16 protein-coding genes are annotated in these 13,096 nt (G+C 43.0%); 6 read left to right on the forward strand and 10 right to left on the reverse strand.

Features of this window, described 5'->3' with window-relative positions; genetic code table 11:
* Positions 1 to 210 precede the first annotated feature (210 nt).
* Positions 211 to 687 (forward strand): tRNA (cytidine(34)-2'-O)-methyltransferase, encoded by a 477-nt coding sequence (locus NI470_RS14220; RefSeq protein ID WP_004280633.1) that lies wholly within the window; start codon positions 211 to 213, stop codon positions 685 to 687.
* Between the two features lie 89 nt (positions 688 to 776).
* On the forward strand, positions 777 to 1,259 hold the full coding sequence (locus tag NI470_RS14225) for a hypothetical protein (RefSeq protein ID WP_153566829.1): 483 nt from the start codon (positions 777 to 779) through the stop codon (positions 1,257 to 1,259).
* 68 nt (positions 1,260 to 1,327) lie between these two features.
* Here the strand turns inward: NI470_RS14225 and NI470_RS14230 are convergent, their stop codons facing one another.
* The 6 genes from NI470_RS14230 to rpoD all read right to left on the reverse strand — a co-directional run bounded on the left by NI470_RS14230 (position 1,328) and on the right by rpoD (position 7,927).
* A complete protein-coding gene (locus NI470_RS14230) occupies positions 1,328 to 2,719 on the reverse strand; it encodes an APC family permease (RefSeq protein WP_153566830.1) in 1,392 nt (463 codons plus the stop codon).
* Positions 2,720 to 2,985: 266 nt separating this feature from the next.
* Positions 2,986 to 4,170, reverse strand: a complete 1,185-nt coding sequence (locus tag NI470_RS14235; protein WP_180037093.1) for an iron-containing alcohol dehydrogenase — start codon at positions 4,168 to 4,170, stop codon at positions 2,986 to 2,988.
* 1 nt (position 4,171) lies between these two features.
* Entirely contained in the window at positions 4,172 to 4,705 is a 534-nt protein-coding gene (locus NI470_RS14240; RefSeq protein WP_253148804.1) for a hypothetical protein, read from the reverse strand.
* 74 nt (positions 4,706 to 4,779) lie between these two features.
* The gene (gene lipB / locus NI470_RS14245) at positions 4,780 to 5,439 is read right to left on the reverse strand and encodes a lipoyl(octanoyl) transferase LipB (protein WP_180037095.1); all 660 of its coding nucleotides are present in this window, start codon (positions 5,437 to 5,439) and stop codon (positions 4,780 to 4,782) included.
* Positions 5,440 to 5,590: 151 nt separating this feature from the next.
* The gene (locus NI470_RS14250; protein ID WP_004280625.1) at positions 5,591 to 5,878 is read right to left on the reverse strand and encodes a YbeD family protein; all 288 of its coding nucleotides are present in this window, start codon (positions 5,876 to 5,878) and stop codon (positions 5,591 to 5,593) included.
* Positions 5,879 to 5,992: 114 nt separating this feature from the next.
* Positions 5,993 to 7,927 (reverse strand): RNA polymerase sigma factor RpoD, encoded by a 1,935-nt coding sequence (rpoD, locus tag NI470_RS14255; RefSeq protein WP_224215688.1) that lies wholly within the window; start codon positions 7,925 to 7,927, stop codon positions 5,993 to 5,995.
* 351 nt (positions 7,928 to 8,278) lie between these two features.
* Here rpoD and NI470_RS14260 point away from each other — a divergent pair, with 351 nt between their 5' ends.
* Both NI470_RS14260 and NI470_RS14265 read left to right on the forward strand, forming a co-directional pair.
* Positions 8,279 to 8,485, forward strand: coding sequence for a PA3496 family putative envelope integrity protein (locus tag NI470_RS14260; protein WP_004280622.1), 207 nt, complete (start codon positions 8,279 to 8,281; stop codon positions 8,483 to 8,485).
* Between the two features lie 71 nt (positions 8,486 to 8,556).
* The gene (locus tag NI470_RS14265; RefSeq protein WP_004280621.1) at positions 8,557 to 9,081 is read left to right on the forward strand and encodes a YecA/YgfB family protein; all 525 of its coding nucleotides are present in this window, start codon (positions 8,557 to 8,559) and stop codon (positions 9,079 to 9,081) included.
* A gap of 72 nt (positions 9,082 to 9,153) precedes the next feature.
* Here NI470_RS14265 and NI470_RS14270 read toward each other — a convergent pair whose 3' ends face one another.
* From NI470_RS14270 to trhO, 4 genes are all read right to left on the reverse strand, one after another.
* A complete protein-coding gene (locus tag NI470_RS14270) occupies positions 9,154 to 9,579 on the reverse strand; it encodes an ABZJ_00895 family protein (protein ID WP_153566832.1) in 426 nt (141 codons plus the stop codon).
* Positions 9,580 to 9,606: 27 nt separating this feature from the next.
* Positions 9,607 to 10,224: a DedA family protein gene (locus NI470_RS14275; RefSeq protein WP_005103990.1), complete on the reverse strand. Its 618-nt coding sequence runs from the start codon at positions 10,222 to 10,224 to the stop codon at positions 9,607 to 9,609.
* 87 nt (positions 10,225 to 10,311) lie between these two features.
* Positions 10,312 to 10,590 carry a hypothetical protein gene (locus NI470_RS14280; RefSeq protein ID WP_005103989.1) on the reverse strand — a complete coding sequence of 93 codons (279 nt, stop codon included), beginning with the start codon at positions 10,588 to 10,590 and terminating at the stop codon, positions 10,312 to 10,314.
* 206 nt (positions 10,591 to 10,796) lie between these two features.
* Positions 10,797 to 11,729, reverse strand: coding sequence for an oxygen-dependent tRNA uridine(34) hydroxylase TrhO (gene trhO / locus NI470_RS14285; protein WP_004645789.1), 933 nt, complete (start codon positions 11,727 to 11,729; stop codon positions 10,797 to 10,799).
* A gap of 188 nt (positions 11,730 to 11,917) precedes the next feature.
* Here trhO and NI470_RS14290 point away from each other — a divergent pair, with 188 nt between their 5' ends.
* The gene (locus NI470_RS14290; RefSeq protein WP_005252584.1) at positions 11,918 to 12,403 is read left to right on the forward strand and encodes a DUF1289 domain-containing protein; all 486 of its coding nucleotides are present in this window, start codon (positions 11,918 to 11,920) and stop codon (positions 12,401 to 12,403) included.
* Positions 12,404 to 12,448: 45 nt separating this feature from the next.
* Complete coding sequence (locus NI470_RS14295) at positions 12,449 to 13,060, forward strand: LysE family translocator (protein WP_153566833.1); 612 nt, start codon at positions 12,449 to 12,451, stop codon at positions 13,058 to 13,060.
* The last annotated feature ends 36 nt before the right edge of the window (positions 13,061 to 13,096 follow it).

A 13,096-nucleotide genomic window follows, 5' to 3' on the forward strand; every position in this document is an offset into this window, starting at 1 on the left:
AGGCTGTGCCTGAAGTAAGAGGATAAGCAAAGCACTCTTTGCCCGAGCGCAAGACGAAGGCTGTGCCTGAAGTAAGAGGATAAGCAAAGCACTCTTTGCCCGAGCGCAAGACGAAGGCTGTGCCTGAAGTAAGAGGATAAGCAAAGCATTGCTTTGCCCGAGCGCAAGACGAATGTCCTGTCTGAATTAAATATATTGAGTGAGTAAGCTGTGATCCACGTTGTTTTATATGAGCCTGAAATTCCTGCAAATACAGGCAATATCATTCGTCTATGTGCGAATACCGGAGCACAGTTGCATCTGGTCAAGCCGCTGGGTTTTGAGCTGGATGACAAAAAGCTGAAACGTGCCGGTCTGGATTATCACGAATATGCCAATATGCAGATTTGGGAAAATATCGAAGACTGTCTGGCTGATCTGGCAAGTAAAGGCATTGGTCTGGATGCAATCTATCCATTGACCACCAAAGGTTCTGAAACACCGCATACTTCGGATTTAAACCGTCCTGTGGCCTTGTTAATGGGGCCGGAAACTCGTGGTCTGCCTGAACATGTTCGTCTAATGTTTCCGCAAAAGCACTGGATTCGTTTACCGATGGCAGAGAACTCCCGAAGTTTGAACCTATCGAATGCCACAGCAGTGATTGTGTATGAAGCTTGGCGTCAGCAGGGTTTTAAAACGCTTTAAGCTGATATTTGTAGTAATTCTAAAAGCTGCCTTTGGGTGGCTTTTTTATTTTGTGTAACAAATAGATAAACTGCTTTTCACTTCATTGTATGCTTGAGTTTATAACTTCATCAAATATAACAAAAGGTGCAGCCTTGAAGCCTCTATTAAAACTTATCATCGCATGTTGCCTTGGATCTATTGCGGCTTCCGTGAGTGCGGAAGAGGGCAGTGCCGCCACATCGGCAACAAAGGAAGTTCAACCCATTACTCAAGCGGAAATACAGCAGGGTTTGCTCAACATGCAAAAACGCTTAGATACGCGTATTGAAAAATGGGGGCAGAGCCTGAATTCAGATGATTTTCAATGGACTTGGCGGGGGCGTAAATTAAAGCCTGCCAAGCGTGAGGAAGTCTGTGATATTTTTCAAGATGTCGTGGATGAAATGTATCAACTGGCCGTCAAGAATAAAGCCCGTTTAGGTCCGGAAGAGCAAAAGTTATTGTCTAATCGCAGTCTGTTTATTGAAAAACTAGGTTATGAAAATAATCGGGTTAATACCCAGATGGGTTTTGATTGTTATCTACGTTAGTTAAATCAAAAAATGAAAAACATAAAAAAGGCGCATGAAGCGCCTTTTTTATTTGAATTAGAACGACATTATTTTTCATCAAATTCATTGTGCTGAGGAGCAGGGTGCTTGAAGCCTTTGGTTTTATAACCTAAGTACAAGATACCGCCAAATGCCCAGATCAGACCGTATTTAAGCGAAGCTTCATCGACTTCTAACCACAATGCAAAGACTGAAATGAAGCCAAGTAAAGGAACCACGACAAAGTTCATGATCTCTTTGGCACTCTTGGTACGACCATCACGTAATGCATAACGTGAAATCACCGACAAGTTGACGAAACTGAATGCCGTTAAGGCACCAAAGCTGATCAATGACACCACAAAATCAAGATCCATAAAGCCAGCAGTTAAAGCCACTGCACCAGCGATCAGGATGTTGTATGAAGGTGTGTAGTTTTTCGGACTAATATGACCGAAGATCTTCTTGTTGATTACGCCATCACGACCCATCACGTACATCAGACGAGATACACCCGCATGTGCTGAAATACCAGAAGCCATTACTGTCACAATTGCGAAGTAAAGTACGACTGTTTTAAACGCCACGCCACCGACAGCTTGTAAAATATCAGGCTGTGTTGCAGCGATATCTTCAAAGTAAGTTTTTGGATCATTCGGAAAGAAGATCTGCATGAAGTAAGTGCTGATGATGAAGATGATACCTGCCAATAATGCAGTCAAGAAAATCGCTTTAGGTAAGGTTTTTTCGGTATCTTTAGTTTCTTCAGCAAGAGAACTTAAGGAGTCAAAACCTGTGAATGAGAAGCACAGTAAGGTTGCACCGGTAATCAGGGCAGCAACAGAAGTAAACTCATTCCAGAATGGCTCTAAACTCCACAGTTGGTACTTTGCATCGACCAGTGTGCCGTCTGCATTTACGCCACCTTCCAGAAGTTGGTAAACCATCCAGGTGAAGTATGCAATGACGCCCAATTGTACGAATACAATCATACTGTTGAAGTTGGCAACAAATCTCGCACCACGAAGGTTAATCGCGGTCATAAAGGCGGTTAAACCAATGACCCAAACCCAATGGTTCATGTCTGGGAAAAGTGCTTCCAGATAAATCACCGCCAGAATGATATTGACCATTGGCGATAACAGGTAATCCAGCAAGGATGACCAACCCACCATGAAACCTACGTTCGGGTGGATGGATTTTTGCGCATAGGTATAGGCCGAACCCGAAGAAGGGTAGCGACGAATCATATGACCATAGCTCAAGGAGGTTAACAAAATTGCAATCAGTGCAAAAATGTAAGAGGTAGGAACGTGGAAGTTACTTTCTTCAGATACCAGACCAAATGTATCAAACAAGGTCATGGGTTGAATATAAGCTAAACCAATAATAATGATGTGCCAGAGTCCCAGCGTTTTTTGCAGTTTAGCTGCCGATTGAGTCCCAGAGATATTAGTCAACGGCGTTATCCTCTTAATCGTTGATCAAGGATCAGTCATATTTATAAGGATCGTTTGAGACGAACGATCCCCCCTACAGTTTTCTATAAAAGTCCGCCAATCTACTTGAAAAGAACGGCTTTTGCTAGCTATTTTTTTGACTTTTGTCCTGCATAAAATGTGCCATTCAAAAAAGAAATCGAATTTTTTCTTATGCAAGATAAAAGCCTGATGCTTAAAAAAACATCAGGCTAGAATTTCGGCTATATTGGCTTATTTTTCAATAATTACCAAGCCTTTTTTAAGATAGATTTTAAATCTTCCAGGGTGGCTTCTTTCGGGTTATAAATGATGGAACCATCATTCAGGGCTTTCTCTGCCACTTCATCGAGCTGGGCTTCAGAAATCTTGCCGGTTTCACGTAATGTACGTGGTAATTTGGTGAGACTGTAAATCCGGTCACGCATGGTCAGAATCGTCGCAATGGTTTTGTCAGCACGTAGATGCGCTGGCGTTTGTGCATAAATATCGGCACCCGCCAAAGGCAGGAGCAGATCTGCGATTTTATCGCCATTGACCTCTTTGTTGTATTCCAGCACATAAGGCAGGAATAAGTTCATGCATAAACCATGCGGTAGATGTACCACTGCACCCAATGAGTGCCCCAATGAATGCACAATGCCGACCATCGAGTTGGAAAATGCAATTCCTGCCATGGTCGATGCCTGTGCCAGTTCCAGACGGCCTTGTGCATCGGAAGGGTTGTCCAGCACATTAAATAGATGGGCACTGATCTTCTTAACTGCTGCAGTCGCATAAGCATCCGAAATTGGATTGGCTGCCATGCAGGTATAAGCTTCAACCGCATGGGTCATCGCATCCATTGCGGTCATGGCGGTTAAATGCGGCGGCAAGGTCTGGGTCATGCGTGGATCCAGAATTGCAGCATGCGGCATCAGATAATAAGAGGCGAACGGCATTTTGACGTTCTTTTCAGTGTCCGACACGACAGCGACCATGGTCACTTCTGAACCTGTACCAGACGTGGTTGGAATCACAAAGAACGGTTTCAGCGGTTTAGGCAGGTTATGTGCACCCGAATATTTCAGCAAGTCATCACCGCCTTCGGATACCAGAATATTGGTCGCCTTAGAGGTATCAATGACTGAACCACCGCCCACGGCAATGATCGCATCACAATGATTTTCGCGATACAGTTTTGCTGCACTGCGTACTGTACCCAAGCTAGAGTCGGGTGGTACGTCATCAAAAATCGCTACAATTGCAGCATCCGCCATTTCAAATGCAGCTTCAATCGGTGCCAGCAAATTGTTGGCACGGACGCCTTTGTCAGTAATGATGAGCGGACGTTTGGCCCCCAAAGTCGCAAGTTCAAACGGAATATGTTCTAACGCGGCATGACCGGCAATCACTTTGACCGGACAGAAAAATTCATAATAAGGTTTAGCCATGTTATACACTCCGTTTCAAATAGGATTGAGCGATTTTTAGATAAATACTGCTCGCTTCGCTTAGTTTTTCTTTTAGGCTCAGATTGCTTGGATATTCTTTCACTGCCAGTTGTGCCACCATTTTCGGCAAAATCAGCGCTTCCATTTTATTCAGGCAGCGTACCAGACGAATGGCATTGGAAATATCGCTATCAGCAATCATACGGTCATTGGCAAAAGCCTGTGAGGTGCTTTCCTGAAAAGAAAACACCAAAAATGCATGGTGCAGATGTTTAAAGGTAATGATCAAATCAGGTGCTTTTTCCAGATTTTTGACCAGTTCCAGTTGTTTGTCCTCAGTGACCCGCGCCACAAAGGCTGGGCCATGCGGAAAAACTTTCATGGAAAGAGTAAAATTTTCTGGAAAATGGGCCACTTCCTGTTTGATTTCTTTATTCACCTGACTTGCCATGACCAGACCTCGGCCAATCACATCCATCATGAGTTTGACATAGGCAAGCTGCAAAGCGGGTTTTACGGATTTAGTCGCAATCACGTGATGATCCCTATCTCAATATTATTAGTTTAGAGTAAATACTCTAATTTATTTGGGGTTGAAATGCAAAGGCTTTATCTTTGCTCGACAGTTATTTGCTTAAAGTACCCGCTGTGGCGCAAAGTTTCAATAATTTCAGTGCACAACTGGCTAAACTGGGGTGGTTGTTCGAGCAGGTCACTCATGCGTACCATTTCCAGTCCTGCATAGCCACAAGGATTGATGGTGTTGAATCCGCTCAGATCACAATCCAGATTTAGGGACAGACCATGGTAGCTACGGCCTTTGCGAATTTTAAAACCGAGTGAGCCGATTTTACGTTCAGCCACATATACACCAGGTGCATCCGGTTTGGCATAGGCATCAATGCCATATTTTTTTAGCAAATCAATCATCAGGTTTTCAGCATAAGACACCAGCGTGCGCACATTCCAGCCCAGACGATTCAAGTCAAACATGAAGTAAGCCACCAATTGACCGGGACCATGCCAGGTCACCTGACCACCACGATCGGTCTGAATCACCGGAATATTGCTTGGTATTAAAATATGTTCCGGTTTGCCTGCCTGACCTTGAGTCAGTACATCCTGATGTTGCAAAATCCACAATTGATCCGGGCTATGTTCATCACGGGTTTCCGTAAATGTTTTCATTTCCAGAAAACGATCTTCATAAGATGTGAGGTCGTGATATTGACGAATGATCAGCTCGGGCTTTTGCAGCACATCAGTCACAGGAAGTGTCCTTGGTAATTATAAAAAACTGGTCATAATTATAATGATTTCGGCATGAAATAGGGGTGAGATCAGCAATATTTCATGGGTATCTTAGCGCTGTATAGGCATAAAAAAAACACGCCCGGAAGCGTGTCTTTTGTATTTTCGATTACAGTGCTGTTTTAATTAGCGGGCAAGCGGCCAAATCTGCATATACTGCATGCACCTGTTCCAGTTCCAAAAAGCGCAGTTGTGCGGTAATGGAATGGTATTTTCCAGTACGTGATGGCGTAATACTGACGCTATCACCTTCAAAATCTGGAAAATGTTTCAGAAAAATGTCGATGACAGCATGACGCAATTCATCGCCCGCAAGGCCAATCAGTTTAATCGGATAATCCATAGGGAAAACCCAAAGATGTTCTTGAAGTTCACGAGATGGTGTACGGTCTAACATGGTAGTCCCCCTGATTTGAAACGCCTGCAATCATGCAGGCGTTTGGGTTTGTCTTGGCTACTTAAAATGGAGACTGATGATCAAATTTCAAGTCTCCAGAATAAGCATCAAATTTTAATCATTCTCAAGGAATGAACGTAAGTGTTCTGAACGTGATGGATGGCGAAGTTTACGCAGCGCTTTCGCTTCAATCTGACGAATACGTTCACGTGTTACGTCAAACTGTTTGCCCACCTCTTCCAAAGTATGGTCAGTCGGCATGTCGATACCAAAACGCATTTTTAGGACTTTGGCTTCACGTTCAGTCAGGTTTTCCAGAACTTCACGTGTTGCTTCTTTCAGGCCTTCAGACGTTGCCGCATCAATTGGTGACGTGATGTTGCTGTCTTCAATGAAGTCACCCAGATGTGAATCTTCATCATCACCGATCGGTGTTTCCATCGAAATTGGTTCTTTGGCGATTTTCAGTACTTTACGTACTTTAACTTCGTCCATTTCCAGACGTTCGCCCAGTTCTTCAGGCGTCGGTTCACGACCCATTTCCTGTAGAAGCTGACGAGATACACGGTTGATCTTGTTGATCGTTTCAATCATGTGTACCGGAATACGAATGGTACGTGCCTGATCCGCGATCGAACGAGTAATCGCCTGACGAATCCACCAAGTCGCATAAGTCGAGAATTTATAACCACGACGGTATTCAAACTTGTCTACGGCTTTCATCAGACCGATGTTACCTTCCTGAATCAGATCCAGGAATTGCAAGCCACGGTTGGTATATTTCTTCGCAATCGAAATGACCAGACGTAAGTTCGCTTCAACCATTTCTTTCTTGGCACGACGTGCTTTGGCTTCACCGACAGCCATACGTTTGGCAATGTCTTTAATACCTTTTACATCAAGACCAAGCTCTTTCTCGATATCGGCAATTTTTTGCTGGAAGGCCAATACGTCTGGACGTACTTTTTCCAGATAAGCTTTCTGGTCTGCAGGTGTTTTCGCAATCTGCTCATCTAACCAGGCTGGATTCGATTCCTGACCCGGGAAGCTGGTACGGAACTGGGTGCGGTCCATACGGCCACGACGTACTGCATAACGCATCACTTCACGTTCTGCACCACGAATCTGGTCGTGTGTACCACGAATCATTTCAGAAATGATATCAAATAGACGCGGGGTGAATTTGAACATCATGAACACAGTTGCAAGTGCCTGAAGAGCTTCTTCAGCCTGTTTGCTGTCACGACCATGTTTTTCAATAGTTGCTTTGGTATTCAGCCACGCATTTTCCAGTTCAGTGAAACGCGCTTTTGCAATTTCAGGATCTGGACCAGAATCTGCTTCTGATTCATCATCAGAATCTGCTTCTTCTTCCTCTTCATCATCGTCCAGTTTTACGTCTTTGGTCGATTTTTTCGAGTCAGTCTCATCTTCAGCAAGAACCGCTTCTTCTTCTAGAACTTCAGGAATTTCTTCATCTGATTCAGGATCTAAATAACCTGATAAAAGATCAGCAAGACGGCGTTCGCCCGCTTCATAATCTTTGTATTCTTGCAGTACAACTTCTACCGCATTCGGCCAGTAAGCAATCGAGTGCAAAACATCACGAATACCTTCTTCGATGCGTTTTGCGATGCTGATTTCGCCTTCACGAGTCAGAAGTTCTACTGTACCCATCTCACGCATATACATACGTACAGGGTCAGTGGTACGACCTGGCTCGTTTTCTACCGATGCAAGTACGGCTGCAGCTTCTTCTTCTGCAACTTCATCCGCCGCTTCTGCAGTATCTTCGAACATCGTATCATCAGATTCAGGCGCGCGATCATGTACCGGAATACCGACGTCATTCAGCATCTGAATGATATCTTCAATCTGCTCGCTTTCTGTGATGGAGTCCGGCAGATGATCGTTAACCTCAGCGAAGGTTAAATAACCTTGTTCTTTGCCTCGGCTAATCAGAGCCGCTACTTGAGAAGTAGGGGAAGTCATATCGCTCATCTTTTGCTTACTCTTCGTTGAATCTGTGGCAGTAAAAAACCGTACAATGCTGCACGATTTAAGCTCGTTAAATTTAGTGAATAGCCTATATATTTCATCAGAGAATTCAGCATGAAAGCTGTCTGATAAAATATTTAAAATGAAATTCAGTAATTTAAGATGGGGGTGAATTTGTTGTTTTCAAGTTCATCCCATGCGTGTCTGTTTATGACTCAAAAAAGGAGAATCAAAAAACATAAGGACGCAGGGTGGATTATATCATGGCACACAATTGAGACAGAAAAAACCCCTAATTACAAATTAAAAATACGAAAATCCAAATAAAACTTGACTTGTTTTTTTAGGCACGATAAATAGCGCTTAAATCCTTTTACATTTTTCACTCATGAGGAAGTTTTAGTGTCTTCTACAGATTTTGAACTAGATGATAACTTCGGTGAAGATGATGTTAATTTCGATGAGGCTTCTAGCAAGCTCAGTGCTAAAGAGTCGTTGGAAAAACGTCGTTTGATCGATGATCTGCTGACCCAACGTCGTTTAGAGCGCGAACTCAAAGATTTTGACTATGACTTCGACGATGACGACGATTTTGATGACGAAGATTAACGAATTCGGATTTAGCATAGCCTGAATAAATGCTATGCTAAACCTTTCGGTTTTCTAAGTTTGGATGTTAGATGAGTGCTTTAGATTTAGACCTGTTGAGTGAATATCTAGATGGTGACCAAAATGAACATGGTCTAGATTTCGCGGCAACCCATGGTTTCTTATGTGCTATTGCAGTAGGCCCAAAATTCGACAAATGGTTAGACGAACTTTTTGATAGTAATCAAAAGAAAGTGCCTGCAGAAATCATCACTCAGGTGCAAGCATGGTTAGAGTCTATTCGTCAAAGCTTAGCCAATGAAGAAGGGATTACGTTCCCGTTTGAAATTGAAGAAGCAGATACTGAATCAAGCTTGGGTGACTGGAGTGTGGGCTTTGTAGATGCCATGTTCCTGAACGAAGACGCTTGGTTTACTGAAGAATTTGAAGAACAACTGGTGGATTTAACCCTGCCAATCATGGTCTTTAGTGGCATCGATGATGAAGATCCACAAATGGAAACTTTCCGTCGCAATGGCCAGTTAATGGACGAGCTTGCAGAAGAAATTCCAGAAAACTTAAATGAATTGTATCTGATGTATCACACTCCAGAATAGTTCATAAAAAAAGCACCGCAGGGTGCTTTTTTTAGCTTTGGCCTTTTTGCATCTTTGAGATCTACTCGAATCCTATTTTCTTTCCAGGCCAGTACGCTTCGCCAGACTATAGCGGGCATAAGCATTGTAGGCAATATGGAACAGTAAGGCATGTAAGGCAATGCTTGCAGCCACCAGAAATGAATTTGTGCCTCTTCCTGTATAGGTGATGGTTCTATAAATTTCATCTGTCTGCGGGTTCATCCAGATGACCACAATTAAAAAGATAAACCCGAATGTCATGGCAATGATAGTGGAGCCCCAGACCAGTTTGCCTTTCTCTTCCTGAGTTGGCAAACGAAGTTCTTTCTTAACAAAGTATCGGGCACTGAGAAAGGCAGAAGCAATCAGGGCAGGAATCAGCAGAATGGCGCCCAGATTGAATACATAGATGAATATGCCTACCAATAGAACCAAGGTCAGATAAACGGTGGCAAAATATTTAAGATAATGCGACATCGTTTTAATCTCCTTAAGGGATCTTCCTCAGGATGGACGATTTTTACGCTGCTGTCTACGGTAGAAAATCCAGATAATAATTACCGCAACAATGGCAATAATCACATAACTGACTTTACTGAAAATTTGCTGCATCAACTGCTGGTTTTCGCCAAAATAAAATCCGACACAGGCCAAAAATGTAGTCCAGATGATGGTTCCAAGTGCGCTATAGAACATAAATTTCCAGAAGGGCATATGACTCATGCCGGCAGGAATGCTGATCAGCGAGCGGACGGCAGGAATCATGCGGCCAAAAAACACAATCCGGTGACCATAATGCTCAAACCAACTGAGTGATTTTTTCACATCCTCTGATTTAATAAATAAATATTTGCCATAACGATCGACAAATTTAAAAATAGAATCATGGTTAAATTTATAGCCAATCCAGTATAGCAAGGCGGCTGCTAGTAGAGAGCCGATACAGCCGGACATGATGACCCCGAAGAGTATTAACTCGCCCTGAGAGGCGGAATAGCCCGCGGAAGGCATAATAATTTCGGAAGGGATTGGCGGGAAGACATTATCCAGGAACATGAGCAGGGCAATGCCCCAGTAGCCCAGTTGCTCCATGACGGAAATAATCCATTCGGTCAGATTCATATGATTGGCAAAATAAAAAATACTGCCTGTATCCTAAGCAGTATTTTTTGTGCGGTAAAGTCTTGGAATATAAATGATCAGACAGAATCAGCTATGTGTCAGGGTATAAATATACACTTTACGTAAGAAATAGGCCAAGCAGATCGGCAAAATACTCAACAGGATAAAATGCATGATGCTGGTATTGATATGGTAACCAATGAACAGCGCCAAGATTGCGCCAATAATGGTTCCCAAGATAACGACGAACAGATGTGACTGCTGTTCAAGCTCTTCAGAAATTTGATGAAGTCGTTGCAGCTTTATATTTTCTTTTGGTTGAAATTGAACCAGATTGTCTGAATCTCGAGCAAGTGAGCCTGCCATTTTATATTCCTTTTCAAGTAAAAATTTCAGTTAATAATGAAAGACTTAGCTTGTAAATCACCGTATCATTAGACTAACAATCTTGTTTGGAAAAAAATGAGGTTCTTGGTAAGGAATTGGTAAGAGTTTTATTACTGTTGTGATTTTTATGTAAACAAAAAACCCTCCGAAGAGGGTTTTTATATATTTCATTACAAAAGGCCAAATTAGAGGCGTTTGCGTTTTGCTGCTAAAATTTGTGATTGACGCATACGGAAACCTTCTTTTTGTTTCTCCGAGGTTTTGTCAATACAGTACACACAAGAGACACCATGTTCATAACTTGGGAGGGCAACTTCTTCTGGAAGTAAAGGCCAGCCACACGCATGACACTTGGTGTTTTGGCCTTCTTCAACACCGTGCGTTACGGCAGTACGACCATCAAACACGAAGCATTCACCTTCCCACATGCTTTCTTCAGCCGGGGTTTCTTCCAGGTATTTCAAAATACCGCCTTTCAGGTGATAAACTTCAGTGAAGCCTTCTTGAAGAAGTAAAGAGGTTGATTTTTCACAACGAATACCACCTGTACAGAACATCGCAATCTTCTTGTCTTTGTGCTGTTCCAGATTATTTTTCACGTATTCAGGGAATTCGCGGAAGCTTTCAGTTTTCGGGTCAATTGCACCTTTGAAAGTGCCGGCTTTGTATTCGTAATCGTTACGTGTATCGACCAGAATCACGTCATCACGTGCAATCAGTTCGTTCCATTCTTTTGGATCAAGATAGTGACCGACTAAATCACGCGGTTTTACTTCCACGCCTAAAGTCACGATTTCTTTTTTTAATTTAATTTTCATCTTACGGAATGGCTTTTCAGAACTGTCAGATTCTTTGTATTCCATTTCGTTAAAACCTTCATTTAGAAGGAACTGGTGAATTTGATCAATCGATGCACGGTCGCCTGCAACCGTACCGTTAATGCCTTCACCTGCCACAATTAGAGTACCGCAAAGGTTGATGGATTTTACCAGGTCCAAAAGACGTTGCTGAAGATCGGCAGGATCTTGAACTTCTTTGAATTGATAAAGTGCGGCAACAACCCAACCAGTCGTCGCTTGCTGTTCTACAGGTGCAAGCTGTTCTACAGTAGCGTTCATGGAATACTCCAACGTAGCATGATATTTGAAAGGCGCACATTTTAGCTTGATTCGAGTGAATAAGCGAGTAAAACGCAAGTCTTTTAACAGGCTTCAATTCATGAGGGAGAGCGTGTATAGTCATGCCCGACCCAGGATTTTGTGCAGTGATGCAGATACTGAAATTTGCAGTATCTTTGGAGTGTGTTTTGAGTTCAGATCGTCGTATTGCGTCTTTAACCCCATGTGCAGGGCGTTGTTCGACCGTATTTGGTGATGCGGTATGTCGTGGTTGCCGCCGTTTTAATCATGAAGTGATTCACTGGAATACGTATAGTGCCGAGCAGCATCGAGCTGTGTGGCAACGCCTGGATGCACAGCTGGATCAGATTCTGGTGCCGCTGTTACCGCATGCCGATCTTGTCAAAGTGCAGGCCTTTGTGCTGTCGAAACGGGTGCGTTTGCGTGATGATGCTTCCAAAGGGCGCAAGTTGTATCATGCTTTAAAGTTGTGTGAAAAAAATCGGCATTTTACCGACGATAGTGGTTTGGGCATCCATTATAAGCAGGTGCGTCCGTTGTGGGATGAGTTTGAGCGCCGGATCTTGGCCTTGGCTACTGCCAGTTATGATCTGGCTTTTCTGCGGGCAGACGGTATCAGTCAGCATCTGATTCATATACAAGAGGAGGACTAAGTCCTCTTTTTTTATGCATAAAAATAACAATAGCTGAGGGGTGGCATGAATATTAGTGAATATTTTTTATATTGTCTGGCTGTTGTGGTGATGATCGCTACACCTGGCCCAGTGATGTTGCTGGTTGCTAGCGCCGGTTTAAAAGGTGGCTATACGGCAGCTTTAAGAACCATTTTTGGTACCAATTTTGCCTCCCTAGTTTTAATTGCTTTATCTATATTAAGTTTGAAAGGTTTGCTGGTTATCAATGCGCAATGGCTAGATACGATCAAGTTACTGGGCTGTTTATATATTGGCTATCTAGGCTGGCAGATTTTCCGTGAAGTTATTTTTAAGCAGCAGGAGCAAGCTCAGGAGAATCTAGTTCCTGTGCATGGTGGTTTTCGACAAGGTTTTTTGGTTGGTATTTCTAATCCGAAGGACATTATTTTCTTTGCGGCTTTTTTCCCGCAGTTTATCGGGATTACTCCTGATCTTGATTTAAGTTTAATTATTTTGACTTTGAGCTGGATTCTCCTGGATTTTCTGACTTTGTCTGTGGTGTATTTGGGTTTCAACCACTTATCCCATTCTCGACTCTATCCACATTTGCTGGCATTGTGCGGCATGATTCTGCTCATGATTGCAGGGTACGGAATTTATCAAATCCTGATTTAAAAATGTACAGCATACTTGGACTGTTCCTGCCTGGCA

The organism is Acinetobacter lwoffii (assembly GCF_024129115.1).
In the GTDB taxonomy this organism is placed as follows: domain Bacteria; phylum Pseudomonadota; class Gammaproteobacteria; order Pseudomonadales; family Moraxellaceae; genus Acinetobacter; species Acinetobacter lwoffii_T.

Coding starts and splice junctions, on each gene's coding strand:
- NI470_RS14225 (WP_153566829.1), top strand. CDS start 777: ATGCTTGAGTTTATAACTTCATCAAATATAACAAAAGGTGCAGCCTTG.
- NI470_RS14235 (WP_180037093.1), bottom strand. CDS start 4,170: ATGGCTAAACCTTATTATGAATTTTTCTGTCCGGTCAAAGTGATTGCC.
- NI470_RS14250 (WP_004280625.1), bottom strand. CDS start 5,878: ATGTTAGACCGTACACCATCTCGTGAACTTCAAGAACATCTTTGGGTT.
- NI470_RS14265 (WP_004280621.1), top strand. CDS start 8,557: ATGAGTGCTTTAGATTTAGACCTGTTGAGTGAATATCTAGATGGTGAC.
- NI470_RS14270 (WP_153566832.1), bottom strand. CDS start 9,579: ATGTCGCATTATCTTAAATATTTTGCCACCGTTTATCTGACCTTGGTT.
- NI470_RS14275 (WP_005103990.1), bottom strand. CDS start 10,224: ATGAATCTGACCGAATGGATTATTTCCGTCATGGAGCAACTGGGCTAC.
- NI470_RS14280 (WP_005103989.1), bottom strand. CDS start 10,590: ATGGCAGGCTCACTTGCTCGAGATTCAGACAATCTGGTTCAATTTCAA.
- trhO (WP_004645789.1), bottom strand. CDS start 11,729: ATGAACGCTACTGTAGAACAGCTTGCACCTGTAGAACAGCAAGCGACG.
- NI470_RS14295 (WP_153566833.1), top strand. CDS start 12,449: ATGAATATTAGTGAATATTTTTTATATTGTCTGGCTGTTGTGGTGATG.